This window comes from Stenotrophomonas sp. STEN029, assembly GCF_056760015.1.
In genome coordinates, this window is sequence record NZ_JBRREC010000078.1 from 1 (window position 1) to 25,017 (window position 25,017).

Here is a 25,017-nt window from a genome sequence, read left to right on the forward strand (position 1 = left end):
TTCCCTATCTGCGCCCCGCGCGGTGCCGGGGGTCCCCCTCTTGTCCCCCCCACTACATAACCGTCGCGGGGGTACGGGCCGCGCCCGGGGGAAGACCGGACTGGCCATCCTTCACATACCGCGCCAGCCCCCGGGTGCGCTGCGCTTACCCGGGCTACGGCCGGCCATCAATCCGGCGATATCCGCTGCGGCTTCTTCCTGCCCTTGCCGGCGCCACCCGGCACGGCTTGATATTGGTCAGTACCGGCGGCGAAGGACGGGCGGATACTCGCCGCGTGAACACGCCCACTACCAACCTGCCGCTGTTCAACGCGCCGCACCGGCTGCTGTTCTTCATTGGTGCCTGCAACCTCGGCCTGGCGATGGGCTGGTGGGCGCTGTGGCTGGGCGGGTTGCAGCTTGGCACTCCCCTGCCCGCGCCCGGCTTGCCGCCGGCCTGGCTGCATGGGCTGTGGATGCAGTATCTGGTGCTGCCCAGTTTCATCTTCGGCTTCCTGCTGACGGTGTTCCCGCGCTGGATGGGATTGCCAGCACTGCCGCGCTGGCAGTACGCGGGCGTTGGCGGCGGCCTGTTCGGCGCGCAGATCGCGCTGCTGGCCGCCAGCCTCGGCTGGCAGCCGGGAGTATGGCTGGCTCTGCTGTTGGCGGTGTCGGGCTGGGCCCTCGCCCTGGTCGAGCTCGGCAGTTTGCTGCTGCAGGAGAAAGGCCGCACCTGGCATGCGTGGTCGTGCTGGTCCGGCTTGCTGATGGGCTGGATAGGCCTGCTCTGCTTCGCCATCGCTGCCGCAGGCGGCGATGTCCGCTGGCAGGCACTGAGCGTGTCGATCGGCACCTTCGCACTGTTGCTGCCGATCTACGCCAGCGTCGCCCATCGCATGTTTCCGTTCTTCGCCGGCAATGTGGTGCCGGGTTACCAGGCGTGGCGGCCACCGCAATGGCTGGCGATCCTGTGGGCGCTGTGCCTGCTGCACCTGCTCGGCGAATCGCTGCTGCTGCCGCTGGTCACGCTGCTGGCCGACGCCGGCTTGCTGCTGCTGTCGTTGTACTCGCTGTGGCGCTGGTGGCCGCGCGGTCCCAAGCCGCCGCTGTTGAGCGTGCTGTTTTACGGGCTGGCGTGGTGGCCGTTGGCGATGCTGTTGTATCTGCTGCAGGACATCGCCGCGCTCGCCGGCCACGCGGGTTGGCTGGAACGCGCACCGCTGCATGCCTTGGCGATTGGTTTGTTTGGGAGCTTGTTGGTGGCGATGGTCACACGTGTGACCCAGGGTCATTCCGGGCGTGCGCTGGTGATGCCGATGGTCGCCTGGATCGCCCTGCTCGGCCTGCAGCTGGTTGCACTGCTACGCATCCTCGCTCCGCTGCTGGACGATCCCTGGCGCTGGCATGCCGTGGCCGCTGCTGGCTGGCTGCTGGTGCTTGCGCCGTGGCTGCTGCGGTTGGGATGGATCTACTGGCGCCCGCGCGCGGATGGAAAGCCGGACTGAGCGCTATGCTCAGACCTGCACACGGCCGTCGGCCAGGTGCACCACCTGCTGGCCGAACACGTCCACGTCTTCCGGATCATGGCTGATCAGCAGCAGCGGAATGCCGGTCTGGTCCAGCACCGTTTCGAGTTCCTGGCGCAGATGCGCACGCAGGGCGTGGTCAAGTGCAGCGAACGGCTCATCCAGCAGCAGCGCCTGCGGTTTGGTCACCAGTGCCCGTGCCAAGGCGGTGCGCTGACGTTGGCCGCCGGAGATCTGCGACGGCAGCAGGTCCCCGAGGTGATCGATGCGGAATGCCTGCAGCCATTGCTCCACCGCATCGACGCGGCGAGCGCGCGACGGGTTCAACAGACCCTGCTGCAGGCCGAAGCCCACGTTCTGCCGCACCGTCAAATGCGGGAACAAGGCGTAGTCCTGGAACACATAGCCGATGCGGCGCCGCTGCGGTGACAGGTTGATACCTGCCGCCGCATCAAACAGAGCCTGCCCATGCATGCGGATCACACCGGCATCCGGTTGCAACAGACCGGCTACCGCCTTCAAGGTCAGACTCTTGCCAGCACCAGACGGGCCGAACAACACCACGTTGGGCTGGGTGCAACACAAGGCCGCCTGCAATTGGAACTGCTGCCCCGCAGCCTGCAGCTTGCGTTGGATATCCAGCTCAAGCCACATTGCGTGCCCCCTCCTGCCGCCGCCCGACCAATCGTGCGGCAAGCAGCAGCACGCTGATGCAGACCAGCGAGGACAGCAGCACCAAGGCGTTGGCGCGACCGTCATTGCCGGCCTGCACCGCCTCGTAGATGGCGATGGACAAGGTCTGGGTGCGGCCGGGAATGCTGCCGGCGACCATGATGGTGGCGCCGAACTCGCCCATCGCGCGGGCGAACGCCAGCAGCAGGCCGGCAAGAATGCCGCGCCATGCCAGCGGCAAGGTCACACGGAAGAACAGCGCCAGCTCGGATACACCCAAAGTACGCGCGGCCTGCTCCAGCTGCCCATCCACATCCTCGAAGGCCGCACGCGCCGGCTTGAACACCAACGGAAACGACGCGACTGCGGCAGCGATCACCGCTGCCTGCCAGGTAAACACAAGATTGATGCCGAAGCTGCTATCCAGCCATGCGCCGATCGGGCCCTTGCTGCCGATCAGCACCAGCAGGTAATAGCCGAGCACGGTTGGCGGCAACACCATCGGCAGGGTGAATATCGTGTCCAGCAACTCACGGCCGGGAAAGCGCCGCCGCGCCAGCAAGGCACCAAATCCGACACCGAGCACGAGGTTGATCGCGGTCGCCCAGCCGGCCACCTTCAACGACAACCACAGCGCGCTCCAGTCCAGATCCACCATCAAGGACTGCCGAAGCCGTGCCTGTGCAGGATGGCCTGGCCCTGCGCCGAGCGCACGAAGGCGATGAAGCGCTTTGCTTCGGCGGCATTGCGGCTGGTCTTCACCATCGCCAACGGATACGCGATACCACCGGCAACCGGCACCTGGAAGGCGCGCTGCACGCGCTCGCTCATCGCCTGCGCATCGGTGGCGTAAACGAAGCCTGCATCCACTTCACCACGTGCCACATAGTCCAGTGACTGGCGCACGTTCTGGGTGCTGATCATCTTGGCCTGCACTGCCGGCCACACACCGGCCTGCTGCAGCGCACCGCGTGCATAGCGCCCAACCGGTACGCTGTCGGGATTGCCGATGGCAACGCGCTTCACATCGGCCTTGGCCAGCGCCGCCAATGTGGTCGGCTTGTTGCTGGCCTGCGGCGGCACCACCACCCACAGGCTGTTCTGTGCGAATACGTTCTGTGTCGTTGGATCAATAAGACCTTCGGTATTGGCCTGCGCCATCGTGGCCTGGTCAGCCGAGGCCAGCACGTCGACCGGCGCGCCGCGTGCGATCTGCTGCAGCAAGGTGCCGGAGGCAGCGAAGTTCAGATCGACCTTCGTCCCCGGGTTCGCCTTCTCATACGCAGCGGAAATCTCGCGAAAGCTTTCAGTCAGGCTGGAAGCCGCGGAGACTGTCAGTTCAGCCGCGCCCGCCGGCAGCGCGGCAGCCAGCAACAACAACGCCCACAGCTTGTTCATGCATGCATCCTCGGTTCGGCATCATTCGCTTGCGTCATCGGTGGCCGCCATCAAGGCCAGACGCTCCGGTTGCAGCAGGATGATCTCGCGCTGCTTCACCGCGATGACTTCTTCGTCGCTCAAGCGCCGCAACACCCGGCTGGCGGTTTCCGGCGCCATGCGCAGGTAGTTGGCGATCTCGGTGCGGGTCATGGTCAGGTTGAAGCGGTGTGCCGAGAAGCCACGCCGCGCGTAGCGGCTGGAGATATCCAGCAGGAACGCGGCCATGCGCTCCTCGGTACGGTAATTGGCCGCCAACAGCGCTGCCTTGCCGATCTCGGCGCTGAGCAGGCTGAACAGCTTGGCCTGCAAGCCGGGCATGCGGCTGGCCAGCATGCTGATGCGCGGAAACGAGATACGGCACAGATGCACGGTATCCAGCGCCACCGCATTGCAGGGATAGCGCGATCCGTGGATGGCGTTCAGGCCGATCACTTCGCCAGGCAAGGCGAAGCCCAGCACCTGTTCGTTGCCGAGGCTGTCGTCGACAAAGGTCTTGACCATGCCGGCGCGCACCGCAGCGATTGCATCGAAGGGTTCACCCGCGCGGAAGATGTAGTCACCGGCGTGGTACGGCCCAACGTGGTCGACCATCACATGCAGCTCGTTCAGCGCGGTCTTGTCATAGCCCTGCGAGCTGCAGGCATCGGAGAACGCACAGGTCGTGCAGAAATGCAGCGCGTCACCGTCGCCGGCAGCGGCTGGATTCGGCGTCGCGGTTCCCAGGGGCCCGCGCGGTGGGGGTGTAGGTGACGTCATTCCGTTTTCAAGCAACAGCGGCCAAGGGGCGGAAGCACGCTGCGATCATACGCCACAGCAGCTCACCTTCGTTCTGGATCAACAGCATGTCGCCGTCACGGCGCAGCCAGCCGCGTTCGATGAACATGGCGACGCGCTCCCATGCGTGCTCGAAACAGGCGTCGAACGGCTGCGCGTTGCGCCATTCAAACGCACGCATGTCCAGCGCGTGGTCACAGGCCAGGCTCTGCACCACCTCATCGGTCATGCGTTCATGCTCGGAAAGAATAAGCCCGGAGGATATCCCCGGCTGCCCAACCACCAGGCAGGCGCGCCAGTTGCGCGGCTCCGGCTCGATACGGCAGATGACATCGCCTATCTGGCTGCAGGCGCCCACGCCGATGCCGAGCAGGTCATGGCGCTCGCGCCGCGGTACCCCGAGCAGGTCGCAATGACGCTGGCCATCACCGTTGCGCAGCGGCATTGGCAGGTCCACCCGCTGGTAGTGGTCACCGCCCAGCGGCAGGTAGCCGGCCGCACGCAGCAGCCGCCATGCCTGCAGCCAGTCCGTTGGCAACGGGTACTCGGGCAGCAAGGCAGGCGACGGCAGGATGATGCGTTCGGGCGCCAGCTCCAGCACACGTTGCAGCCGCTGCAGGAACGACACATCGGCGTAGCACGGCACGCGCAGCTGGTAGTAACACGCGGTGAAGCCGGTCTGCTGGGCTTGCGCCAGCATCGCCGGGCCATCGACGCCGGCATGGTCGATCACCGTCATCCGGGTACAGCCGACCTCGCGCAATGCAGCCGGTGCGACATCGCTGGCCGCATCCAGCCGCACTTCCACCTGCGGCCGGGCGATGGTGCACAGCTGCTCCGGCACCGCGTCCAACAGGCGGCCCAGCAGGGCGGGCGGCAGGTGCTCGACGATGCCGGGCTGCAGCACCATCGCCGCCACTTCGCGGTCGCTGGCCAGCATCCTGGCATGCAGGCGCAGGCATACCAGCAGCGCGTCCAGCACGTTTTCGGCGCGCTCCAGCTCATGTGGGGGTGCGCAGAAACCCAGCGTCAAGGCGCGTGGAATCAGATGCTCGTTGCTGGCCTGCATGGCCGCACGCCAGCCCGCCTCGGCGAAGCCGGGGCTCAGCTCCGCCGGCGCCGGGAACAACACGTGCGCGGGTTGCTGCAGCAATGCAACATGCAATGTGGCGTCATCCATCCCGGCGGTCTCTACTGACATGCAAGCATCCTCGCGCAGCGACCGCCGGGTTTCACTGATCTGGATCAAGCCCGCCGCTGTTTCTCCGCGGCGGCGGCATCGATGGCTTCGGGCAGGTCGGTCTCACGATCCAGCTGCGGGAAGTTGCGACGCTCCATCCGACGGATGGCGAAGTGCATCCACGCCAGCGCGATGCTGACCAGTACGAACAGCAGCATGAAGCAGCTGCTCCAGATGCCGAGCGCATCATTCAAGGCACCAAACACGATGGGCAGGATGAAGCCACCGAGGCCACCGATCATGCCGACCACGCCGCCCACCGAGCCCACGTGCTGAGGGTAGTAGACCGGGATGTGCTTGTAGACCGCAGCCTTGCCCAGCGACATGAAGAAGCCGAGCACGAACACCAGCACGGTGAACAGTGTCACGCTGATCGCCAGGTGGAAGCTGATCTCGCCGTGTATGCCCTGCACGATGTAGCGGGTATCCGGATAGGCCAGGATGAAGGTACAGATCACCGACACGCCCAGCGTCCAGTACATCACCCGGCGCGCACCGATGCGGTCTGACATCCAGCCGCCCACCACCCGGAACAGGCTGGCCGGGATCGAGTAACACGCCGCCAGCACGCCGGCCGTGCCCACGTCCATGCCGTAGGCGCCGACCAGGTAGTGCGGCAGCCACAGTGCCAGCGCGACGAAGCCGCCGAACACGAAGAAGTAGTACAGCGAGAAGCGCCACACCTGCAGGTTCTTCAACGGCGCCATCTGCTCGGCGAAGGACATCGGCTTGACGCCGCTGCGGCGCCGGTCTTCCAGCGAGGGATCTTCCTTGCTGAACAGATAGAACAGGATGGCGGTCACCGCCAGACCGACAGCCCACAGCTTGGCCACCATCATCCAGCCCGAGGCCACCATCACCAGCGGCGCCAGCAGCTTGGTGACCGCCGAGCCGATGTTGCCGGCACCGAAGATCCCCAGGGCGGTGCCCTGCTTCTCCGGCGGGAACCACTTGGACACATAGGTGACGCCGACCGAGAAGTTGCCGCCGGCGATGCCGACGAACAACGCCGCCAACAGGAACTGCGGGTAGGTCTGTGCATAGGTCAGCAGCCAGGTCGCGACTGCACCGCACAGCATCACCAGGGTCATCACCTTGCGGCCACCGAACTGATCAGACCAGATGCCGAGGAAGACGCGGATCACCGAGCCGGTCAGCACCGGGGTGGCGATCAACAGGCCGAACTGGGTGTCATTCAGGCCCAGCTGCTCGCTGATCTGTATGCCGATGATGGCGAAGATCATCCACACCGCGAAACACACGGTGAAGGCGAAGGTACTCAGCCATAGCGCGCGTTGTTGCTCGCCGCTGCTGATGTTCTGCAAATTCTGGCTCATTGCCGCTCCTGGGGGATTGCGTCTTACTCAGCTTGTGCTTCGATGTCTTCCAGCCCACGCACCGGGTAGCGTTCGCGCAGTTCGAGCAGGAACTGCTGCACGTCACGCTGGCGCACCTGCAATTCGAGGTAGTCGCTGATCTGTGGCTGCACCTGCTCGAAAGTGAGCGCTGTACCGGCCTCCAGCGCATCGATGCTGACCACGTGATAGCCCCAGCGCGATTCCACCGGGAAGCCCGCCAGGCCCTGCCGCAGGCGGAATACCTGGCGGTCAAACTCGGGCGTGGTCTGGCCGCGTTGCAGCCAGCCAAGATCGCCGCCTTCGCTGCTGGACGGGCATTGCGAGTGACGCGCGGCCAGATCGGCGAACAGATGCGGCTGCTCCAACAGTTCAGCGATCAGCTTCTCGGCCTGGGTGCGTGCCTTCAGCCGGCCGGCGATATCGTCGGCCGGTGCCGCCAGCAGGATGTGCCGCACACGGATACGGTCGGGCGAGCGGAAGCGCTCGGGGTTCTGCGCGAAATAACGCTGGCAGTCGTCCTCACTGGGCACCCGGTCTTCCAGCGTCTGCTCGATCAGTTGCTGGATGCGCGCTTCCTCGCTGGTCTCCTGGCCGACGCCGGGGGCATCGGCCAGGCCCAACCGCTCGGCTTCCAGCCGCAGCAGCTCGCGTACCACCAGCGCACGCGCCGCATCGGCACGTGACTGCTCCGGGCGCATCGCCCGGTGGTATTGCATCTCGCGGGCGATGTCAGCCTCGCTGATCGGCGTGTCCTGCACGTACAGGCTGCACGGCGCCGGTTGGCCCAGACTACGCGGACCATCATCGGCGTCGTGATGGTGGCCGGCCTCGGCCGGCACCGGTGTCTGCGAGTCGATGACGGTGATCGGGAGAATGCGTGGCAGGCTGCCCATGGCTTACTCCCGCGGACCGTAGCGCAGCGTGGCCTGGCGACGACGCACCACCTGGTACGGGCGCCACAGGTAGCTGATCGGCACGCTCCACACATGCACCAGGCGGGTGAACGGGGCGATCAACACCAGCGTCAGGCCGAGGAAGATGTGCGCCTTGTAGACCCAATGCACGCCTTCGACGTAGTCGGCCGCACCGGCACGGAAGGTGACGATGTGCTGCGCCCACTCGGCCAGCATCACCATCACCCCGCCATCGAGATGGCCGGCGGAGACCTTGATGCTGTACAGGCCAAGGCAGAGCTGGGCGAACAGCAGCACCAGCACCAGCGTGTCACCGAAGCTGCCGATCGCGCGCACCCGCGCATTGGTCAGGCGCCGCACCAGCAGGATGGTGATGCCGACGAAGCACAGCGCACCGAAGAAGCCACCGACCACCATCGCCAGCAACTGCTTCTGCGAGGAAGTGATGAAGGGTTCGTACAGCGCATGCGGGGTCAGCAGGCCGACGAAGTGGCCGCCGAGGATGGCGATGATGCCGATGTGGAAGCAGTTGCTGCCAAAGCGCATGCCGCGGTCGGACAGCAACTGGGTGGAGCCGGTACGCCAGCTGTACATGGCCTTGTCATAGCGCGCCCAGCTGCCGATCAACAGCACCGCCACCGCGATGTAGGGATAGAACTGGAAGGCGAACTGATTGAGGTAATTCATGGCTGGATCTCCCGCGGCTGCGCGCGTGCCGGTGAACGATGGGGTGGATCGCAATCCTGCGAAGGTGCATCGGCGCCAAAGCGCACCGCTTCCTCTTCCCACAGGCGGTCCATGGCTTCGACGGTGTCGTCGCGCACTTCTTCGCTGGCCCGCTGCCGCAGCACGGCCAGGTTGACCTTGCCCTCGCCCGCCTCGACCAGGATTTCCAGCAGCACCGCATGCGGCAGCTGCCGCTCGGCGGCGCGTGCGGCGAGCATGCCGGCGATGTGGCCGATATGGTGCAGCCAGTCCTTGGCCTCGGCCTGCGGCCGGTGCGAGAGGTATTCCAGCAGCAGCGGCAGATAGTCCGGCAGCTCGCGCGCATCCAGCTCGAAGCCGTTCTTGCGATAGGCATCGATCAGGTCGACCATGGCTTGGCCACGATCACGCGACTCGCCGTGGATGTGTTCGAACACCAGCAGGCTCATCGAGCGGCCACGGTCGAAGGTGGCCAGCCAGCGGTCCTGCGCGTCCAGCGGGTCGCTGGCAAGCAGGTCACGGACGAAGGTCTGCAACTGCCTGCGACGGGCCGGCGACAACGCCGGATCATCGCAGGCCTCAAGCAGCTCCTCGCCATGCTGCCAAAGCTCGTCACGCGGATAGTCCAGCAACACGCCAATCAGCTTGAGCACACTCATTTCACCACCTCATGCCGGTGCTGGCGGTTGGGATGCACCGCGAAGGTGGTGCTCTTGCGCTGGGTGAACAGATCGGCCGGGCTGTCGCCATTGCAGCCATTGCCGAAGGTGAAGCCGCAACCGCCACGTTCGCCGAAGGCGTCGTTGGCGTACTCGCGGTGCGCGGTCGGGATGACGAAGCGATCCTCGTAGTTGGCGATGGCCAGGTAGCGGTACATCTCCTCCACCTGCCTCGGGGTCAGCCCCACCTGCTCGAGCACGCGCATGTCTTCCACGCCATCCACGTTCTTGGCGCGGCGCCAGGCACGCATCGCCATCAAACGCTCGAGTGCGCGGATCACCGGCGCTTCGTCACCGGCGGTCAGCAGGTTGGCCAGGTAACGCACCGGGATGCGCAGCGAGGCGATATCCGGCAGTTCGCCGCTCATGCCAACATGGCCACGCTCTGCCGCCGACTGGATCGGCGACAACGGTGGTACGTACCAGACCATCGGCAAGGTTCGGTATTCCGGGTGCAGCGGCAGCGCCAGCTTCCAGTCGATGGCCAGCTTGTAGACCGGCGACTGCTTGGCCGATTCCAGCCAGCTGTCGGGAATGCCCTCGGCACGCGCGGCGGCGATCACCGCCGGGTCGAACGGGTCCAGGAAGATGTCCAGGTGCGACTGGTACAGGTCCTTCTCCGCCGCTACCGATGCGGCCTCGGCAATGCGGTCGGCGTCGTACAGCATCACCCCCAGGTAGCGGATGCGGCCCACACAGGTTTCCGAACACACGGTGGGCTCGCCCATCTCGATACGCGGGTAGCAGAAGATGCACTTCTCGGACTTGCCGCTCTTCCAGTTGTAATAGATCTTCTTGTACGGGCAGGCCGACACGCACATGCGCCAACCACGGCACTTGTCCTGGTCGATCAGCACGATGCCGTCTTCCTCGCGCTTGTAGATCGCGCCGGAGGGGCACGCCGAGACGCAGGCCGGGTTGAGGCAGTGCTCGCACAGCCGCGGCAGGTACATCATGAAGGTCTTCTCGAAGGCGCCGTAGATCTCCTTCTGCACCTTGTCGAAGTTGTAATCGCGTGATCGCTTGGAGAACTCGCTGCCGAGGATTTCCTCCCAGTTCGGGCCCCACTCGATCTTCTCCATGCGCTGGCCGGTCAGCAGCGAGCGCGGACGCGCGGTCGGCTGGTGCTTCAGCTCGGGCGCGTCATGCAGGTGCTGGTAATCGAAGTCGAACGGCTCGTAGTAGTCGTCGATCTGCGGCAGGTCGGGGTTGGAGAAAATCTTGGCCAGCATCCGCCAGCGGCCACCGGCGCGCGGCACCAGCTTGCCGCTGCCATTGCGCACCCAACCGCCGTTCCACTTCTCCTGGTTCTCCCATTCCTTGGGGTAGCCGATGCCGGGCTTGGTCTCGACGTTGTTGAACCAGGCGTACTCCACGCCTTCGCGCGAGGTCCACACGTTCTTGCAGGTGATCGAGCAGGTATGGCAGCCGATGCACTTGTCCAGGTTCAACACCATCGCAATCTGGGCACGTACTTTCATCACACCACCTCCCGTGCGGCGCCCGAGGCATTCGAGTTTGATTGCTCGTCATCCAGCCAATCGATCTTGTCCATCTTGCGCACGATCACGAACTCATCGCGGTTGGTACCGCAGGTACCGTAGTAGTTGAAGCCCCAGGCCAGCTGCGCGTAGCCGCCGATCATGTGGGTGGGCTTGAGCACGATGCGGGTCACCGAGTTGTGGATGCCGCCGCGGGTGCCGGAGATCTCCGAACCCGGCACGTTGATGATGCGTTCCTGGGCGTGGTACATCATCGCCATGCCCGGCATCACGCGCTGGCTGACCACCGCACGCGCGGCAATCGCGCCATTGACGTTGAACAGCTCGATCCAGTCGTTGTCCTCGATGCCGGCATTGCGTGCATCGTCCTCGCTCAACCAGACGATGGGACCGCCACGCGACAGGGTCTGCATGATCAGGTTGTCGCTGTAGGTGCTGTGGATGCCCCACTTCTGGTGCGGGGTAATCCAGTTCAGAACGATCTCCTTGTTGCCGTTCTGGCGCTTGTTGAGCAGCGGCTCCACCGTGCGTGTGTTGACCGGCGGCCGGTAGCTCATGAAGGCCTCACCGAAGTCGATCATCCACTCGTGGTCCTGGTAGAACTGCTGGCGGCCGGTGACGGTGCGCCACGGAATCAGCTCATGCACATTGGTGTAGCCGGCGTTGTAGCTGACGTTGTCGTCTTCCAGCCCGGACCAGATCGGCGAGGAAATGATCTTGCGCGGCTGTGCCTGGATGTCACGGAAGCGGATCGCCTCGTGTTCCTTGCCCACCGCCAGATGCGTATGCTCGCGGCCGGTGAAGGTGCCCAGCGATTCCCAGGCCTTGACCGCGACATGGCCATTGGTTTCCGGCGCCAGGTGCAGGATCACTTCGCAGGCGTCGATGGCGGTATCGATCGCCGGCCGGCCCTGGCTGATGCCTTCGTCCAGCACGGTGTGGTTGAGCTTGCCGAGGAATTCCACCTCGTGCTTGGTATCCCAGCTCATGCCCTTGCCGCCGTTGCCAAGCTTGTCCAGCAACGGGCCCAGCGAGGTGAACTTGCGGTAGAGGTTGGGATAGTCGCGCTCGACCACCGCCATGCTCGGCATGGTCTTGCCGGGAATGGCCTCGCATTGGCCCTTCTTCCAATCGGCGACGCCGAACGGCATGCCCAGTTCGTTGGGCGTGTCGTGCAGGGTTGGCACCAGCACCAGGTCCTTCTCGACGCCGAGCACGCCCGGCGCCATGTCGCTGAGCGTGCGTGCGACGCCCTTGAAGATTTCCCAGTCGCTGCGCGATTCCCAGGCCGGGTCCACCGCCTTGGACAGCGGATGGATGAAGGGGTGCATGTCCGAGGTGTTGAGGTCGTCCTTCTCGTACCAGGTGGCGGTCGGCAGCACGATGTCCGAGTACAGCGCGGTGGTGCACATGCGGAAGTCCAGCGTCACCAGCAGGTCGAGCTTGCCTTCCGGTGCTTCGTCACGCCATTTCACGTCCTCGGGCTTGACCGCGCCCATCTCGCCCAGGTCCTTGCCCTGCAGGCCGTGGCGCGTGCCGAGCAGATGCCGCAGCATGTACTCGTGACCCTTGCCGGAAGAACCAAGCAGGTTGGAGCGCCAGATGAACATCATGCGCGGGTGGTTCTGCGCGGCATCCGGATCGGCGAAGGCGAAGTCCAGCGAGCCGTCCTTGAACTTGGACAGCGCGTAGTCGGCCGGTGCGACGCCAGCCTGCTCGGCTTCGCGCACCAGCTGCAGCGGATTGCGGTCCAGCTGCGGTGCACTCGGCAACCAGCCCATGCGCACTGCGCGCAGGTTGAGGTCGGCCAGGCTGCCGCTGTACTTGGAGGCATCGGCCAGCGGCGACAGCAGTTCGTCGACCTGCAGCTTCTCGTAACGCCACTGCCCGGTATTGAAGTAGAAGAACGAGGTGCCGTTCATCTGCCGCGGCGGGCGGCTCCAGTCCAGACCGAAGGCCAGCGGCTGCCAGCCGGTCTGCGGGCGCAGCTTTTCCTGGCCCACGTAGTGCGCCCAGCCACCACCGGTCTGGCCCACGCAGCCGCACATGACCAGCATGTTGATCAGGCCGCGGTAGTTCATGTCGTTGTGGAACCAGTGGTTCATGCCGGCGCCGACGATGATCATGCTCCGACCATGGGTCTTGTCGGCGGTGCGGGCGAACTCACGGGCGATCTCGATCACCTCGGCGCGTGACACGCCGGTGATGCGCTCCTGCCACGCGGGAGTGCCCGGCACATTGTCATCGAAACTCTTGGCAACATTGCCGCCGCCGAAGCCGCGATCAACGCCGTACTGCGCCAGCAACAAGTCATAAACCGTGGCCACCAATGCTTCGTCGCCATCGGCCAACTGCAGGCGGCGCAGCGGGATGTTGCGCTCCAGTACTTCTTCGGCCGGTGCCGCGGTCCAGCCGTCGCTCTCGATGCCACCGAAATACGGGAAGCTCACCGCCTCGATGCCGTCGTGGATGTCGGCCAGACTCAGGCGCAGGCGCGTGTCATGGCCATCGCTGGCCTTTTCCTCGATGTTCCACTTGCCCTTCTCGCCCCAACGGAAGCCGACCGAGCCATTCGGCACGGTGATATCACCGCTGTTCTCGTCGAACGCCAGTGTCTTCCATTCCGGGTTATTGCTTTCACCAAGACCGCCCAGCTCACTGGCGCGCAGGAAGTGACCCGGCACCAGACGGCCATCGGCACGGCGCTCGATGCGCACCAGCATTGGCATGTCCGAGTACTGGCGGCAGTAGTCCTGGAAGTATTGCGAGGGCGTATCGACGTGGAACTCGCGCAGGATCACGTGGCCGAAGGCGAATGCCAGCGCGGCATCGGTACCCTGCTTGGGATGCAGCCAATGGTCGGTGAGCTTGGCCAGCTCCGAGTAGTCGGGACAGATCGCCACCGTCTTTGTGCCGTTGTATCGCGCCTCGGTGAAGAAGTGCGCATCAGGCGTACGCGTCTGCGGCACGTTCGAGCCCCAGGCGATGATGTAGCGGCTGTTGTACCAGTCGGCCGATTCCGGCACGTCGGTCTGCTCGCCCCATACCTGCGGCGAGGCCGGCGGCAGATCGCAGTACCAGTCGTAGAACGACAGACAGGCGCCACCGAGCAGCGACAGATAGCGCGCGCCGGCGGCGTAGGACACCATCGACATCGCCGGAATCGGCGAGAAGCCAACGATGCGGTCCGGGCCGTATTCCTTGGTGGTGTAGAGGTTGGAGGCGGCGATGATCTCGTTGGCCTCGTCCCAGTTCAGGCGCACGAAACCGCCCATGCCACGGCGACGCTTGTACTCGCGCGGCTTGGCCGGGTCCTGCACGATGCTGGCCCAGGCCTCGACCGGTGACATGGTCTTGCGGGCCTGCCGCCACATGCGCAGCAGCGTGCCGCGGATCAGCGGGTACTTGAGCCGGTTGGCGCTGTACAGGTACCAGGAATAGCTGGCACCACGCGGGCAGCCACGTGGCTCGTGATTGGGCAGGTCCGGGCGGGTACGCGGGTAGTCGGTCTGCTGGGTTTCCCAGGTGACCAGGCCGTTCTTGACGTAGATCTTCCAGCTGCAGGAGCCAGTGCAGTTCACGCCGTGGGTGGAACGTACGATCTTGTCGTACTGCCAGCGGGCGCGATAACTGTTTTCCCAGTCCCGCCCTTCGCTCTTGCTGAACCCATGGCCATCGGCGAAGGGTTGTGGATCACGCTTGAAGAACTGCAAGCGATCAAGGAAATAGCTCATGGTGAATCTCCGTTCGCAAACTGCTGCATCGTGGCTGTGTGTTGCATCTGGCTGCGGTGCATTGCTTTCTCAGCAGGGGGTTTCAGCCCCGCGCCGGTAGTACCACCACCAGGTAACCGCCAGGCAGGTGATGTAGAACGCAATGAAGCCGTACAGCGCCATATCCGGGCTGCCGGTCAAGGTGATGGAAGAGCCGTAACTCTTGGGAATGAAGAAGCCACCGTAGGCGCCGATGGCACCGGAGAAGCCGACAACCGCGGCGGATTCGATGCTGGCCTGATGGGCCGCGGCCTTCTTGCCTTCGGCGCCCTCATTGGCCGACAGGCGCTCGTGCAGGGTGCGGAAGATCACCGGGATCATCCGGAAGGTGGTGCCGTTGCCGATGCCGCTGAGCACGAACAAGGCCATGAACGACAGCAGGAAACCGCAGAAGTTGCCGCCCTGGCCATTGCTGGGCAGGAAGTGCAGCACGCCAAAGACGGCTGCGATCATCAGCACGAATACCCAGAAGGTCAGGCGTGCGCCGCCCCAGCGGTCGGCCATACTGCCGCCCACCGAGCGCATCAGCGCGCCCAGCAGCGGGCCGATGAAGGCATAGGCCAGTGGATTCACATCCGGGAACTGGCTCTTGACCAGCATCGGGAAGCCGGCGGAGAAGCCGATGTAGGAACCGAAGGTGCCGATGTACAACCAGCACATCAGCCAGTTGTGCTTGCGGCGGAAGATCACCGCCTGCTCGGAAAACGAGGAGCGGGCGCTGGTCAGGTCATTCATGCCGAACCAGGCGGCGATCGCGAAGAAGGCGATGAACGGTACCCAGATGAAACCGGCGTTCTGCACGAACAAGGGGGCGCCGCCGTCGGCCACTGCCTGCGGTGCGCCGCCCATGGCGCCAAACACGCCAACGCTGATCACCAGCGGCACCACCGCCTGCGATACCGATACGCCGACATTGCCCAGCCCTGCATTCAAACCCAGCGCCATGCCCTGGCGCTGCTTGGGATAGAAGAACGAGATGTTGGACATCGACGAGGAGAAGTTCGCGCCGCCGAAACCACACAGGATGGCGATCAACACGAATACCCAGTACGGCGTGGCCGGGTTCTGCACCGCGAAGCCCAGCCACAAGGTTGGCAACAGCAAGGATGCGGTCGACAACGCGGTCCAGCGGCGGCCGCCGAAGATCGGGATGACGAAGGAGTAGAAGATGCGCAACGTTGCGCCGGACAGGCTGGGCAGGGCCACCAGCCAGAACAGCTGGTCAGTGGTGAAGGCGAAACCGATCTTGGGCAGGCTGATGGTCACTGCCGAGAACAGCACCCACACCGAGAACGCCAGCAACAGCGCCGGAATCGATATCACCAGGTTGCGGGTGGCGACCTTCTTGCCGGTGCGTTCCCAGTAATCGGAATCCTCGGGCCTCCAATCGCTGATGACGCGACCGGGTCCGGCATTGCTCTGCTTTACGACATCGCGACTGGCACTCATGCATCGCTCCAAGGCTGTGTGGTACGGCGCTGGCTTGCTGTGCGGTTGCTTGCCCAGTCGCCACGGCGTCATTAGGCCCGGCGCCCCCTGGGGCAGTCTTGATCTTGATCAATCCAATGGCGCTCTCGCGCCACTTACCTGACAAATATCAACTGATGCTTACGGCGTCGGACGAACTGCGGCGCTGCACGCCGCGTTGGCGCACGCTGTCACGCACATCCACATCGAACTGGAGCTGTAGCGGCCGTGCCTGCGTTGGCAGCACGAAGCTCAAACCGTCACGGCACGGTAAACGTGCCTGCAGCGCCAGCACGTCTTCACGCGGCAGCCTGATCGTCAATGCGTGGGTATCACCATCCAGCAGCGCCTCCGCCGTGTCATGCAGCTGCAAGCGCTGCGACAGGGCTCCGGGCGTGCCAAGCCAGGTCTGGTTCTCCAGCACCTCGCCAGCGAGCAGCCGTGCCAGCTCGCTTTCATCAATGCGCAACCGTAGCGACTGCGACTGGATCTGGACTTTCATGACGCAACTTCCTCCCATTGGCGGGGGGTATTGCAGTTCACAAGGCGGGCTTCGGCACCGGCTGGCAGCGGCAGTTCCAGACCACCAAGGCGGCGTTGGAACATCCGTAGCGAGCGTGGTCCGTCTGTACCCGTGACCATTTCAAACAGCAGACTGCGGCAAGTGCCGTCGATGTTCAAGTACATTGGCACGGGTTCTTCTGAATACGTCACACAAGGCGCCGTGCCTGCCTCGCGCAGCTGTCGCAGCAATGTCACATCCAGCAGCGGCATATCGACCGGCACCACCCATGCCGGTCCATCGGCCAGGGTTTGCACTACGCTGTAAAGGCCACCCAGCGGGCCGCAACGCGGCACCGCATCGGGCACCGAATCAAAGCCCGGATAATCGCCACTCACCTTCACAGGCTGGGCACCGACTGCACTGAGCAAAGCACAGCTGTGTTCAAGCAAGGTCCGTCCGCGCCACTGCAACAGTGCCTTGTCCTGACCCATGCGGCTGGACAGCCCGCCGGCCAGCACGATGCCGGCGACCGGCGCTGGTTCAATGCGAGTGGTCGTGGACATGCCCGTCGATATGCGCGTGCTCGGTGTCGGGTTGGCACAGGCTGCAGCCCTCACTCCACTCGCTGTCGCCATTCTGGTAATGCTCCTGCTTCCAGATCGGCGAGCGGTGCTTCACCCCTTCGATCAACTGCCGGCAGGCACGGAAGGCTTCGTCACGGTGCGGACTGCCCGCTGCGACGACCACGGCGACGTCGCCTACCGCCAGCCGACCCTTGGCATGCGCCACATAGAGCTTGATGCGGGGGCCGAAGTCGGCGGTGATTTCGTCAATCTGCCGCTGGAACTCGTTCAAGACCAGCGGCTCGAACAAGTCATAGGTGATACCCAACACCGGCCTGCCCTGGTTCAGATCACGCACCTTGCCGATGAAGACATCGATGCCACCAAAGCCCGGATCGGACACGGCGGCGATACCTTCCGCTGGATCAATCGCCGCGTCGGCACGGTCCACCACCTTCCAAACACTTTCGAAAGTCATTTCAGCCTCCGCTTACAGGCGGCAGGATGGCAACGCGGCCATCGCCGGGCAGCACATCGTTGTCGCGCAATACGCGTTGTTCATCGGCAAAGGCCGAGTAATCGACCAGGCCAGCCCGGAACTGCGGGAAACGCTGTTGCAGTAGCGCGCGCAACGCCCTGCGCAGGTCGATGACCTGCCCGCCTTCGACCGGCACGCGGATTTCGCGCTGCGGGTCCAGCTCCGAAAATGCGCCAAACAGCTGCACTACCATCTCTTTCATGACATCTCCTGCGGGCCGAGCTGCACCGGCTCGCGGTGGCCCCAGCCCTGTACACGTACCAGACTGCCGGCCGTGGCCAGATCGTCGTCACCCTCCAGCACCACCCACGCATTGGCGCGCAGCATGGTCTTGAGGCGGAATGATTCCTGCCCGGCCAGCACGCTCACTCGCAACTGTCCGCTGGCATCGGCCTGCACGCGTGCGCGCGCATGGAAACGCAGGCCCGGCGGCTTGCGCACGTCGGCCTGCAATGGCAGCTGCAGAACGGCCTCTTCGGCCAGACCCAGCATCTTTCGTAGCACCGGCTCAACGAAGAAGCGCAGCCCAACCGCAGCGGAAATCGGGTTTCCCGGCAGGCCGAAGTACAAGGCGCCGTCGGCAAGGCGCGCGTACAGCAGCGGCTTGCCCGGGCGAATCGCGACTTTGTGGAAGATGATCTCGGCGCCACGCGCGCGCAGCGCATCGGGAATGAAATCGTAGCGCCCCTGCGACACCGCGCCGGTGCTCAATACCACACGTGCACCCGCGGCCAAGGCCGCATCCAGCGCGGCATCAAAGGCGGCAACGTCATCACTGACCACGCCGTTCCAGACCACATCAGCACCCGCAGCACGCAGCCGGCTGACCAGGAACGGGCGATTGCTGTCGCGTATCTGTCCAGACTGTAGTTCCGCGGTCGCATCGCTGATCAGCTCCTTGCCGGTACTGATCACCGCAACCTGCGGCTGGTGCTGTACCTGCACGTTGGCAACGCCGAGTGCATGCAGCAAGGTCATCGCATTGACGTCCAGCAGCGCTCCCGCAGCCAGCACGGTTTCGCCCAATTCCACGTCCTGACCGCGCAGGCGAACGTGCTGACCGGGCTTTACCGTTGCCTGCAGGCGCACGCGGGTGGGACGCCCATCCACGGCCTCCAGCACCTCGACCTGTTCAATCGGCACGACGCTGTCCAACCCGGACGGCATGCGTGCGCCGGTCATGATTTCCCAGGCCTGCGCGGAATCACCGTCCGCAGCAGCGGTATCGCCTGCAGCCTGCCAACCCTGCACCTGCAGTACGGTACCCGCTTGCACCGGTTGCCCGTTCGCGCACAGCGCGAAGCCATCCATCGCGGCGTTGTCGAACGGCGGCAGGTCCTGCGCGCTGTTTACCGGTGCGGCCAGTATCCGATCAGCGGCAGCATCGATGGATACCTGTTCGCTGCGCGCTGCCGGTGCAGCCATCAGCAACTGCTGCAGCGCCTGCGCATAACTGATCATGCGTGCGAGCCCCCATCCATCATCGCCAAGGCATGGCCGAGCACAGGGATGAGGATATTCATGCATTGCGCGGCGGCACGTGGACTTCCTGGCAGGGCGATGACCAGCAGATCATCCAGTTGCACCACTTCAGCGCGGCTCAACCAGGCCATCGGCGTGTGCTGGGCACTGAGCCCGCGCAGCATCTGCGCCAGTCCGGGCACCGGGCGTCCAGCCAATGCCTGCAAGGCCTCGGGCGTCAGATCACGCGGGCCCAGGCCAGTACCGCCAGTGCACAGGCAGAGGCGCACACCGTCCGCAGCCAGCGCGCGCAGGCGCGCGACCAGTGGCTCGATGCCGTCCGCCAATACTTCACTGCTGACCACATCGCCGCCCAAGGCCTGCAGGCCCTGAACCAGCACCGGCCCCGACTCGTCGACGTAATCGCCGCGGCTTGCGCGGTCACTGAGAGTGATCACCGCGCAGCGCGCCGCGCCCAAGGTCTTGGGCGGACGCGGCCGGAAACGTTCAAGTTCGCCCGCATCCATGCCTTGCGGGTGCGTCCACACGCCACTCTTGCCGCCTTCCTTGAACAGCAGGCGGATACCACTGATTTCCAGTGCCGGCTCGACCGGCTTGCTCAGGTCGTACAAGGTCAGCAGGGCTGCATTGACGCCGGCCAGGGCCTCCATCTCCACGCCGGTACGCGCTTCGCTGGCGCACTCGCACCAGACCCGGATCGCCTGCCGTTCCGGCACCGGCGCGCAGTACACCCGCACCAGCTCCAACGGCAGCGGATGGCACATCGGCATCAATGCCGAGGCCATCTTGGCCCCTTGCAGGCCGGCAATCTCAGCCATTACCAGCGCATCGCCCTTGGGCAGCCGCCGCTCGACGATCAACGGGTAGGCAATCGGCCCGGCGATCAGCTCACCTACCGCCACCGCGCGGCGACGGGTGATGCGTTTGTCGCGTACATCGGCCATGTGGAATGCCGCACTTATCTGCCCACTCATTACTTGTTTCATCCTCCAATCGAGGCCAGATGCGGGGTAAGCCCGGTCTGGCCGAAGTGCAATCCATGCCCGGCTGCCTTGAGCCCAAGCTGGGTGGTGATGCGCGCCAGCAGCGCGTCCTGGTCATCATCGGACTGCAACAGCGGGCGCAGCGCCACGCCGAAGTCGCCGAACAGGCACAGGCGCAGGTCGCCGCGTGCGGTGACCCGCAGGCGGTTGCAGCCTTTGCAGAAGTCCTTCGAATACGGGGCGATAATGCCAACGCTACCGCGATGCTCGGGATGGCTGAACTCACGTGCCGGGCCGGCATCGGCAGCGCGCTTGCGCTCACTCCAACCGGCAGCCAGCAGCTGTTCGATGATCACATCGGCACGCAGGTGATGGCGCTCGTAATACTCGCGGTTGTCGCCGGTGCGCATCAGCTCGATGAAACGCACGCTGATCGGGCGCTCGCGCAGGAATTCCATCCACGCCGGCAGCTCGTCATCGTTGAGGCCGCGCAGCAGCACCGCATTGAGCTTGATCGACTGCAGGCCCAGGGCCTGCGCCAGGTTGAGGCCCTGCATGATCTCGGGCAGGCGGTCGTGGCCGGTGATGGCATGGAAGCGCTCGCGCTGCAGGCTGTCCATGCTGACGTTCAGTGCTGTCAGGCCAGCGCGGTGCCAGCCCGGCAGGTGCCGTGGCAGCAGGCAGCCGTTGGTGGTGATGGCCACCTTGCGGATGCCCGGCACCTTCGCCACGGTGGCGATGATCTGCTGCAGGTCCTTGCGCAGGCTGGGCTCACCGCCGGTCAGGCGGATCTTGTGCATGCCCAGTGCGGCAAACCCGCGCACCAGCCGCTCGATCTCGTCCACCGCCAGGAACTGCGGGCGGCCATCGGCCTGGTAGCCATCGGGCAGGCAATAGCTGCAACGGAAGTTGCAGGCCTCGGTCAGCGACAGACGCAGGTATGGAAAGCTGCGACCGAAGCCGTCGGTGAGTTGGCTCATGGCTGTTTCACCTTCTGACTCCACGTTTGCACGCTCGCCCGGCATGCCGGGATGCCCTCGCCTCTGTTGACAGGCTGCCAGCCTACGCGGGGCATTACGTCGATGGCATGACTTAAATCAATCCGGACCTCCGCCGGACCCGACCCAGCTGTGGCAGCATGACCACTCGATGGCTTCCTCCTTGTGAAAACGACCATGATGCTGAGTGATTTCGACGACCTGTTGCGTGCCGCACTGGAGCAGACCGAGCCACAACGCCTGTTGTTCGTCTTCGTCAAAGCCGACCTGCCTGAATCCCCAACCGCTGATCAACATGCGCGCCATGACAGCGGTGAAGGCGGCACCCTGAGCCCGGTGCTGTGCGTGGACAAGGCGCCGCAGGACGTCGCCTCGTTCGCTGCGCTGGCTGCCGAGTCGGCCAACACCGGCCTGGCCTGGGACCTGGTGTTCGTCGCCTCGCTGGACGGACGTGCCGGTATTGCTCCCTCCAGCGATGAAGCCGCACAACCGCTGCGACTGATGGTCAATGCCGTCAACGACGGCCAGATCAGCCGCTTCGCCGCGTTTGACCGCGACGGCGCGCCGGTGCAGTTCTACTAGCAACCAGCTTGACCCGCTCAGGTCGCAAGCTGCAGCAACAGGAAGAAGATCACCAGCACGGTATTCAGCCCCCACGCCACGGTGAGGCCGCGTGCGGCCAAGCCATAGTTGGGGTTGTGTGCGCTGGGCGCGGCCCGCCACACCGTGGGGATGATCCAACCGGTGTAGAGCAGCAATACGGCGAACAGCCCGAGCAGCAGGCTGGTCCTGCCTTGCATCAGCGCCCATAGCGCGGCGGCCCATAACAGATTGCTGGGGATCACCCCCTGCAGCCAGAACACACGCCACAAATGCGAGGGCGGCGACTTGTCGCCCGGGGTACTCATCGAACCGACAGCAGTCATGATCGGAACTCCTGAGTTGCGCAGCACTGTATCCGAGCTTGCACCCGCCAAGCGGCCGGGTCAAATCCGCTGGCAATCCTTGCATTGGATGCTATCGCCCTGCGCGATTATCCGGCTCGCCGAGCTCGCACACAGCAGGCCCTCTGGATGTCGCTCCGCCAGGTTCATGGGCAGCGCTCGTCTGCAGCACCTCGTCACGCATCTTCAATCCGCATCTTCCAGCAGGCAGCGCACCAGCTTCTCGACCAGACGGCTTACCTGTTCTCGGTCGACCTCCGCCCCCACCGCACCGCGCACCATCACGCCGTTGAAGATCGCCGAGATCATGTTCATCCGCAGCTCCACCTCGGCCGAGTCCATCCCCGCTGGCAGGCCGACCCGATTGGACAGCGCCATGAACTCGCCGGTCACCACCTTGTCCGATTGGCGCAGGATGCGGCGGATGGCCGGGTTGCGTGCGGCTTCGGCGGCCAGCTCCAGTTGCAGTTCAAGGTAGGCCGGGTCCAGGCAGCGGTCCACCGAATCGCTGGTCTGCCGCGCGACGCGGGTTGCCAAGCTGCCGCCGCTCTCGTCTTCCTGCAGCTTGCGGGCCAGCTCGGAGAGGTTCTGCTCCTCACGCTTGGCGATGGCCTCGACGATGGCTTCCTTGTTCTCGAAGTAGTGGTAGATGTGCCCCGGGCTCATCCCGGCCGCTTTCGAGATCTTGGCGATGCTGGTGCCGTGGAAGCCATTGCGCCGGAAACAGGCGCTGGCCGCGTCCAGCACCTGCTGGCGGCGCGCCTCGCCCTTTTCCTGTCCCATCGGAACGCCGCTACTCGCATTCATGAAGTGAACCTGGAGATGTCTGGATCGGATTGATGCATGACCGCGGACATGCACTGTAGTACGATCATTCTAACTAGAACGATCATTCTAATTCTGGTTGGACGCCTGGTTGGCCACCCCGCCACCAAGCCGAGCACAACGGAGCATGCCCATGACCACCCTGCTGAAAGACATTGCAGTGCTGTTCGACGCCAGCGAATCCGGTCAACAGATCCTGGATACGGCAAGCCGGCTTGCCGGCGGCCATACCTCGCATCTGATCGGCATCACCGCACTGGCCCAGCAACCAGCCACCCTGCAGGCAGGTTTTGCCAAGGGTGAGGCACTGCACGAAGTGATCCTCCGCCACCAGTCGGTGATGGCCGCGCGTGCGCTTCAACTCGGACAGCACTTGAACGATGCCTTGAGTCGTCACGCCGTGAGTGGCGAGCTGCGGGTGATCTCGCATGCAGAATCCAGCAGTGAGTCCTCTCTCCACGCCCTGTACTGCGACCTGCTGGTGGTCAGCCACCCGAACATCCCGGCCTCACCACTGACCTGGTCCGCGCCGCAGATCCTGCAGCAATCCGGCATACCCATCCTGATCGTGCCGCGTGACTGGGCGGATAAACCCATCGGGAGGAAGGTACTGGTCGCATGGAACGGCAGCCGGCAATCACGCCGCGCCATTGCCGATGCGATGCCGATGCTCATCAAGGCCGAGGAAGTCAGCTTGCTGATCATCGATGCCGAACGCAACGCCGAGTTGCACGGCGACGAACCGGGCGCCGACATGGCCGCCTATCTCGCCCGCCATCACGTGAGAGTTGATCTACAGCGCGTCACCTCCGCAGGTGTTCCCATCGCCGAGGTGATCGTTGCGCATGCACAGGACGCGCAGTGCGATATGGTGGTGTTTGGTGCGTATAGCCGCCCAAAACTCAGTGAAGCGCTGTTCGGCGGTGTGACCCGGACCCTGCTTGCGGAGGTTCCAGTCCCGCTGTTCGTTTCACAGTAGCTGCAACGATCACGTCACTGCATCGAACAACAGCTGGGCGCACACGATCAAGCGGGTGCGTCAGGCCAAACCAATCTCCTGCTGACTCTCCTTCAGCGGGGATGCCTCCCGGTCTCTCCCCCGACCGTGGAGTCCTGCAGTCCCTTGGACTGCGCGAATGTCGCGATGACGTCCGCGCCGGGAGGCGGTAGAGCCCCGCCTCCCGGCTTTTTGCAGATGACGATGGAGTAGCGAAAGCGCATTTTGAAAGCGCACCAATGCCTGTATCCGCGCTGCGCCACCACACGCGACTGGCTACATCAACATGCCCAGATCATGTCGCGGAAGCGCACCGCCGGACGCACAAGAGAACAACGCCCGCACAGTGTCATACGTAACCTTTCTGCCTAAACGAACACGGAATGAATCAGCCGTAAATCCGCGACAAACCGTCTCAAATACGCAAATACATCGCGGCTTTTCCACTCGTAGAATCGAAAGTGCCGAGGACATCGCGGCAGTACCGCTACCACCACACAGGTAGCAAGGCGAACTATCCCGTTTGAGTAACCTGCAACAGGAAACATCAATGAACGTCCGCGAACTCCTGCAGTCCAAGAAACAGACCGTAGTCACCATCGATGTGGAAGACACCATCGGCGCCGCCGCGCACAAGATGAGCGCGAACAAGATCGCCGCGCTGGTGGTGATGAAAGACGACGCACCGGTAAACATCATTTCCGAGAAAGACATCGTGCGCACCCTGGCCGATGATGGCCCACAGGCAGGACGCCGCGTCATCTCCACCCTTCCCTCGACCGGATTGGAAGGTATCGCACCCGAGGCAAGCCTCAAGCAGGCCATGGCATTGATGACCTACTCGCGCCACCGCCACCTGATGGTGACCGAAGGTTCGAAGCTGGTCGGCATCCTCAGCCTTGGCGATATCGTCAAGAACCTGCTCAGCGAACTGGAACTCGAGAAAGCAGTGCTGCAGGACATCTACACCGCCGCACACTGAGCACCCCTTTGTTCGAGCTGAGCCTGTGGGAGCAAACCGGGGTCAGGAGCAAACCGGGGTCAGCGGGGGGTTTCTTGTGGAAACCCCACACGGGCCCCGGTTTGGGGTGCATAAGGCCACCCGCCCCGCCG

The 25,017-nt window shown here is 64.4% G+C and carries 25 protein-coding genes; 4 read left to right on the plus strand and 21 right to left on the minus strand.

Annotation, left to right across the window (positions count from 1 at the left end):
• Positions 1 to 275: 275 nt before the first annotated feature.
• Positions 276 to 1,484: an NnrS family protein gene (locus tag ACVOLI_RS15695; protein WP_481615126.1), complete on the plus strand. Its 1,209-nt coding sequence runs from the start codon at positions 276 to 278 to the stop codon at positions 1,482 to 1,484.
• Positions 1,485 to 1,493: 9 nt separating this feature from the next.
• On the opposite strand, the gene ACVOLI_RS15700 is transcribed toward ACVOLI_RS15695, so the two are convergent.
• The 19 genes from ACVOLI_RS15700 to moaA all read right to left on the minus strand — a co-directional run bounded on the left by ACVOLI_RS15700 (position 1,494) and on the right by moaA (position 21,120).
• Positions 1,494 to 2,159 (minus strand): sulfate/molybdate ABC transporter ATP-binding protein, encoded by a 666-nt coding sequence (locus tag ACVOLI_RS15700; protein WP_481615127.1) that lies wholly within the window; start codon positions 2,157 to 2,159, stop codon positions 1,494 to 1,496.
• On the minus strand, positions 2,149 to 2,832 hold the full coding sequence (gene modB, locus ACVOLI_RS15705; RefSeq protein ID WP_481615144.1) for a molybdate ABC transporter permease subunit: 684 nt from the start codon (positions 2,830 to 2,832) through the stop codon (positions 2,149 to 2,151). The genes ACVOLI_RS15700 and modB overlap by 11 nt, the downstream gene beginning before the upstream one ends.
• A 2-nt stretch (positions 2,833 to 2,834) precedes the next feature.
• Positions 2,835 to 3,575 carry a molybdate ABC transporter substrate-binding protein gene (gene modA / locus ACVOLI_RS15710; protein ID WP_481615128.1) on the minus strand — a complete coding sequence of 247 codons (741 nt, stop codon included), beginning with the start codon at positions 3,573 to 3,575 and terminating at the stop codon, positions 2,835 to 2,837.
• Positions 3,576 to 3,596: 21 nt separating this feature from the next.
• Positions 3,597 to 4,373: a helix-turn-helix domain-containing protein gene (locus tag ACVOLI_RS15715; RefSeq protein ID WP_135965914.1), complete on the minus strand. Its 777-nt coding sequence runs from the start codon at positions 4,371 to 4,373 to the stop codon at positions 3,597 to 3,599.
• Positions 4,374 to 4,380: 7 nt separating this feature from the next.
• Complete coding sequence (locus tag ACVOLI_RS15720) at positions 4,381 to 5,592, minus strand: coproporphyrinogen III oxidase (RefSeq protein ID WP_481615129.1); 1,212 nt, start codon at positions 5,590 to 5,592, stop codon at positions 4,381 to 4,383.
• A gap of 44 nt (positions 5,593 to 5,636) precedes the next feature.
• Positions 5,637 to 6,968, minus strand: a complete 1,332-nt coding sequence (locus ACVOLI_RS15725; RefSeq protein WP_296248926.1) for an MFS transporter — start codon at positions 6,966 to 6,968, stop codon at positions 5,637 to 5,639.
• Between the two features lie 23 nt (positions 6,969 to 6,991).
• The gene (locus tag ACVOLI_RS15730; protein WP_481615130.1) at positions 6,992 to 7,882 is read right to left on the minus strand and encodes a peptidylprolyl isomerase; all 891 of its coding nucleotides are present in this window, start codon (positions 7,880 to 7,882) and stop codon (positions 6,992 to 6,994) included.
• 3 nt (positions 7,883 to 7,885) lie between these two features.
• The gene (gene narI, locus ACVOLI_RS15735; protein ID WP_004146540.1) at positions 7,886 to 8,590 is read right to left on the minus strand and encodes a respiratory nitrate reductase subunit gamma; all 705 of its coding nucleotides are present in this window, start codon (positions 8,588 to 8,590) and stop codon (positions 7,886 to 7,888) included.
• Positions 8,587 to 9,267 carry a nitrate reductase molybdenum cofactor assembly chaperone gene (gene narJ / locus ACVOLI_RS15740; RefSeq protein WP_481615131.1) on the minus strand — a complete coding sequence of 227 codons (681 nt, stop codon included), beginning with the start codon at positions 9,265 to 9,267 and terminating at the stop codon, positions 8,587 to 8,589. Before narJ ends, narI begins: the two co-directional genes overlap by 4 nt.
• Positions 9,264 to 10,808, minus strand: coding sequence for a nitrate reductase subunit beta (gene narH / locus ACVOLI_RS15745; protein ID WP_197606674.1), 1,545 nt, complete (start codon positions 10,806 to 10,808; stop codon positions 9,264 to 9,266). Before narH ends, narJ begins: the two co-directional genes overlap by 4 nt.
• Positions 10,808 to 14,563 carry a nitrate reductase subunit alpha gene (locus ACVOLI_RS15750; protein ID WP_481615132.1) on the minus strand — a complete coding sequence of 1,252 codons (3,756 nt, stop codon included), beginning with the start codon at positions 14,561 to 14,563 and terminating at the stop codon, positions 10,808 to 10,810. Before ACVOLI_RS15750 ends, narH begins: the two co-directional genes overlap by 1 nt.
• Positions 14,564 to 14,632: 69 nt before the next feature.
• Positions 14,633 to 16,051, minus strand: a complete 1,419-nt coding sequence (locus tag ACVOLI_RS15755; RefSeq protein ID WP_481615133.1) for a NarK family nitrate/nitrite MFS transporter — start codon at positions 16,049 to 16,051, stop codon at positions 14,633 to 14,635.
• 148 nt (positions 16,052 to 16,199) lie between these two features.
• The gene (locus ACVOLI_RS15760) at positions 16,200 to 16,571 is read right to left on the minus strand and encodes a DUF7009 family protein (protein WP_481615134.1); all 372 of its coding nucleotides are present in this window, start codon (positions 16,569 to 16,571) and stop codon (positions 16,200 to 16,202) included.
• On the minus strand, positions 16,568 to 17,137 hold the full coding sequence (gene mobA, locus ACVOLI_RS15765) for a molybdenum cofactor guanylyltransferase (RefSeq protein WP_481615135.1): 570 nt from the start codon (positions 17,135 to 17,137) through the stop codon (positions 16,568 to 16,570). The genes ACVOLI_RS15760 and mobA overlap by 4 nt, the downstream gene beginning before the upstream one ends.
• Positions 17,115 to 17,615, minus strand: a complete 501-nt coding sequence (locus tag ACVOLI_RS15770; protein ID WP_481615136.1) for a molybdenum cofactor biosynthesis protein MoaE — start codon at positions 17,613 to 17,615, stop codon at positions 17,115 to 17,117. Before ACVOLI_RS15770 ends, mobA begins: the two co-directional genes overlap by 23 nt.
• A gap of 1 nt (position 17,616) precedes the next feature.
• The gene (locus tag ACVOLI_RS15775; protein WP_481615137.1) at positions 17,617 to 17,877 is read right to left on the minus strand and encodes a MoaD/ThiS family protein; all 261 of its coding nucleotides are present in this window, start codon (positions 17,875 to 17,877) and stop codon (positions 17,617 to 17,619) included.
• Entirely contained in the window at positions 17,874 to 19,136 is a 1,263-nt protein-coding gene (locus tag ACVOLI_RS15780; protein ID WP_481615138.1) for a molybdopterin molybdotransferase MoeA, read from the minus strand. Before ACVOLI_RS15780 ends, ACVOLI_RS15775 begins: the two co-directional genes overlap by 4 nt.
• Entirely contained in the window at positions 19,133 to 20,131 is a 999-nt protein-coding gene (moaCB, locus tag ACVOLI_RS15785; RefSeq protein ID WP_481615145.1) for a bifunctional molybdenum cofactor biosynthesis protein MoaC/MoaB, read from the minus strand. The genes ACVOLI_RS15780 and moaCB overlap by 4 nt, the downstream gene beginning before the upstream one ends.
• An 8-nt stretch (positions 20,132 to 20,139) precedes the next feature.
• On the minus strand, positions 20,140 to 21,120 hold the full coding sequence (gene moaA / locus ACVOLI_RS15790; RefSeq protein WP_481615139.1) for a GTP 3',8-cyclase MoaA: 981 nt from the start codon (positions 21,118 to 21,120) through the stop codon (positions 20,140 to 20,142).
• Between the two features lie 195 nt (positions 21,121 to 21,315).
• Here moaA and ACVOLI_RS15795 point away from each other — a divergent pair, with 195 nt between their 5' ends.
• Complete coding sequence (locus ACVOLI_RS15795; protein WP_481615140.1) at positions 21,316 to 21,720, plus strand: ribonucleotide reductase subunit alpha; 405 nt, start codon at positions 21,316 to 21,318, stop codon at positions 21,718 to 21,720.
• Positions 21,721 to 21,737: 17 nt separating this feature from the next.
• Here ACVOLI_RS15795 and ACVOLI_RS15800 read toward each other — a convergent pair whose 3' ends face one another.
• On the minus strand, positions 21,738 to 22,064 hold the full coding sequence (locus tag ACVOLI_RS15800; RefSeq protein ID WP_282269085.1) for a hypothetical protein: 327 nt from the start codon (positions 22,062 to 22,064) through the stop codon (positions 21,738 to 21,740).
• Positions 22,065 to 22,268: 204 nt separating this feature from the next.
• On the minus strand, positions 22,269 to 22,889 hold the full coding sequence (locus ACVOLI_RS15805; protein ID WP_481615141.1) for a TetR/AcrR family transcriptional regulator: 621 nt from the start codon (positions 22,887 to 22,889) through the stop codon (positions 22,269 to 22,271).
• Between the two features lie 151 nt (positions 22,890 to 23,040).
• Between ACVOLI_RS15805 and ACVOLI_RS15810 the strand changes: the two genes are divergently transcribed.
• Entirely contained in the window at positions 23,041 to 23,886 is an 846-nt protein-coding gene (locus tag ACVOLI_RS15810; RefSeq protein WP_481615142.1) for a universal stress protein, read from the plus strand.
• A gap of 568 nt (positions 23,887 to 24,454) precedes the next feature.
• Entirely contained in the window at positions 24,455 to 24,886 is a 432-nt protein-coding gene (locus ACVOLI_RS15815; protein WP_481615143.1) for a CBS domain-containing protein, read from the plus strand.
• Positions 24,887 to 25,017: the final 131 nt, after the last annotated feature.

What these genes read in the sequence shown, in the direction of transcription:
- ACVOLI_RS15800 (WP_282269085.1), bottom strand. Translation starts at nt 22,064, where the DNA reads ATGACTGCTGTCGGTTCGATGAGTACCCCGGGCGACAAGTCGCCGCCC.
- moaA (WP_481615139.1), bottom strand. Translation starts at nt 21,120, where the DNA reads ATGAGCCAACTCACCGACGGCTTCGGTCGCAGCTTTCCATACCTGCGT.
- ACVOLI_RS15750 (WP_481615132.1), bottom strand. Translation starts at nt 14,563, where the DNA reads ATGAGCTATTTCCTTGATCGCTTGCAGTTCTTCAAGCGTGATCCACAA.
- moaCB (WP_481615145.1), bottom strand. Translation starts at nt 20,131, where the DNA reads ATGAGTGGGCAGATAAGTGCGGCATTCCACATGGCCGATGTACGCGAC.
- ACVOLI_RS15780 (WP_481615138.1), bottom strand. Translation starts at nt 19,136, where the DNA reads ATGATCAGTTATGCGCAGGCGCTGCAGCAGTTGCTGATGGCTGCACCG.
- narH (WP_197606674.1), bottom strand. Translation starts at nt 10,808, where the DNA reads ATGAAAGTACGTGCCCAGATTGCGATGGTGTTGAACCTGGACAAGTGC.
- ACVOLI_RS15700 (WP_481615127.1), bottom strand. Translation starts at nt 2,159, where the DNA reads ATGTGGCTTGAGCTGGATATCCAACGCAAGCTGCAGGCTGCGGGGCAG.
- ACVOLI_RS15775 (WP_481615137.1), bottom strand. Translation starts at nt 17,877, where the DNA reads ATGAAAGAGATGGTAGTGCAGCTGTTTGGCGCATTTTCGGAGCTGGAC.
- ACVOLI_RS15770 (WP_481615136.1), bottom strand. Translation starts at nt 17,615, where the DNA reads ATGACTTTCGAAAGTGTTTGGAAGGTGGTGGACCGTGCCGACGCGGCG.
- narI (WP_004146540.1), bottom strand. Translation starts at nt 8,590, where the DNA reads ATGAATTACCTCAATCAGTTCGCCTTCCAGTTCTATCCCTACATCGCG.
- ACVOLI_RS15760 (WP_481615134.1), bottom strand. Translation starts at nt 16,571, where the DNA reads ATGAAAGTCCAGATCCAGTCGCAGTCGCTACGGTTGCGCATTGATGAA.
- ACVOLI_RS15810 (WP_481615142.1), top strand. Translation starts at nt 23,041, where the DNA reads ATGACCACCCTGCTGAAAGACATTGCAGTGCTGTTCGACGCCAGCGAA.
- ACVOLI_RS15795 (WP_481615140.1), top strand. Translation starts at nt 21,316, where the DNA reads ATGATGCTGAGTGATTTCGACGACCTGTTGCGTGCCGCACTGGAGCAG.
- ACVOLI_RS15815 (WP_481615143.1), top strand. Translation starts at nt 24,455, where the DNA reads ATGAACGTCCGCGAACTCCTGCAGTCCAAGAAACAGACCGTAGTCACC.
- ACVOLI_RS15715 (WP_135965914.1), bottom strand. Translation starts at nt 4,373, where the DNA reads ATGACGTCACCTACACCCCCACCGCGCGGGCCCCTGGGAACCGCGACG.
- modA (WP_481615128.1), bottom strand. Translation starts at nt 3,575, where the DNA reads ATGAACAAGCTGTGGGCGTTGTTGTTGCTGGCTGCCGCGCTGCCGGCG.
- ACVOLI_RS15720 (WP_481615129.1), bottom strand. Translation starts at nt 5,592, where the DNA reads ATGTCAGTAGAGACCGCCGGGATGGATGACGCCACATTGCATGTTGCA.
- narJ (WP_481615131.1), bottom strand. Translation starts at nt 9,267, where the DNA reads ATGAGTGTGCTCAAGCTGATTGGCGTGTTGCTGGACTATCCGCGTGAC.
- ACVOLI_RS15725 (WP_296248926.1), bottom strand. Translation starts at nt 6,968, where the DNA reads ATGAGCCAGAATTTGCAGAACATCAGCAGCGGCGAGCAACAACGCGCG.
- ACVOLI_RS15755 (WP_481615133.1), bottom strand. Translation starts at nt 16,051, where the DNA reads ATGAGTGCCAGTCGCGATGTCGTAAAGCAGAGCAATGCCGGACCCGGT.
- mobA (WP_481615135.1), bottom strand. Translation starts at nt 17,137, where the DNA reads ATGTCCACGACCACTCGCATTGAACCAGCGCCGGTCGCCGGCATCGTG.
- ACVOLI_RS15730 (WP_481615130.1), bottom strand. Translation starts at nt 7,882, where the DNA reads ATGGGCAGCCTGCCACGCATTCTCCCGATCACCGTCATCGACTCGCAG.
- ACVOLI_RS15805 (WP_481615141.1), bottom strand. Translation starts at nt 22,889, where the DNA reads ATGAATGCGAGTAGCGGCGTTCCGATGGGACAGGAAAAGGGCGAGGCG.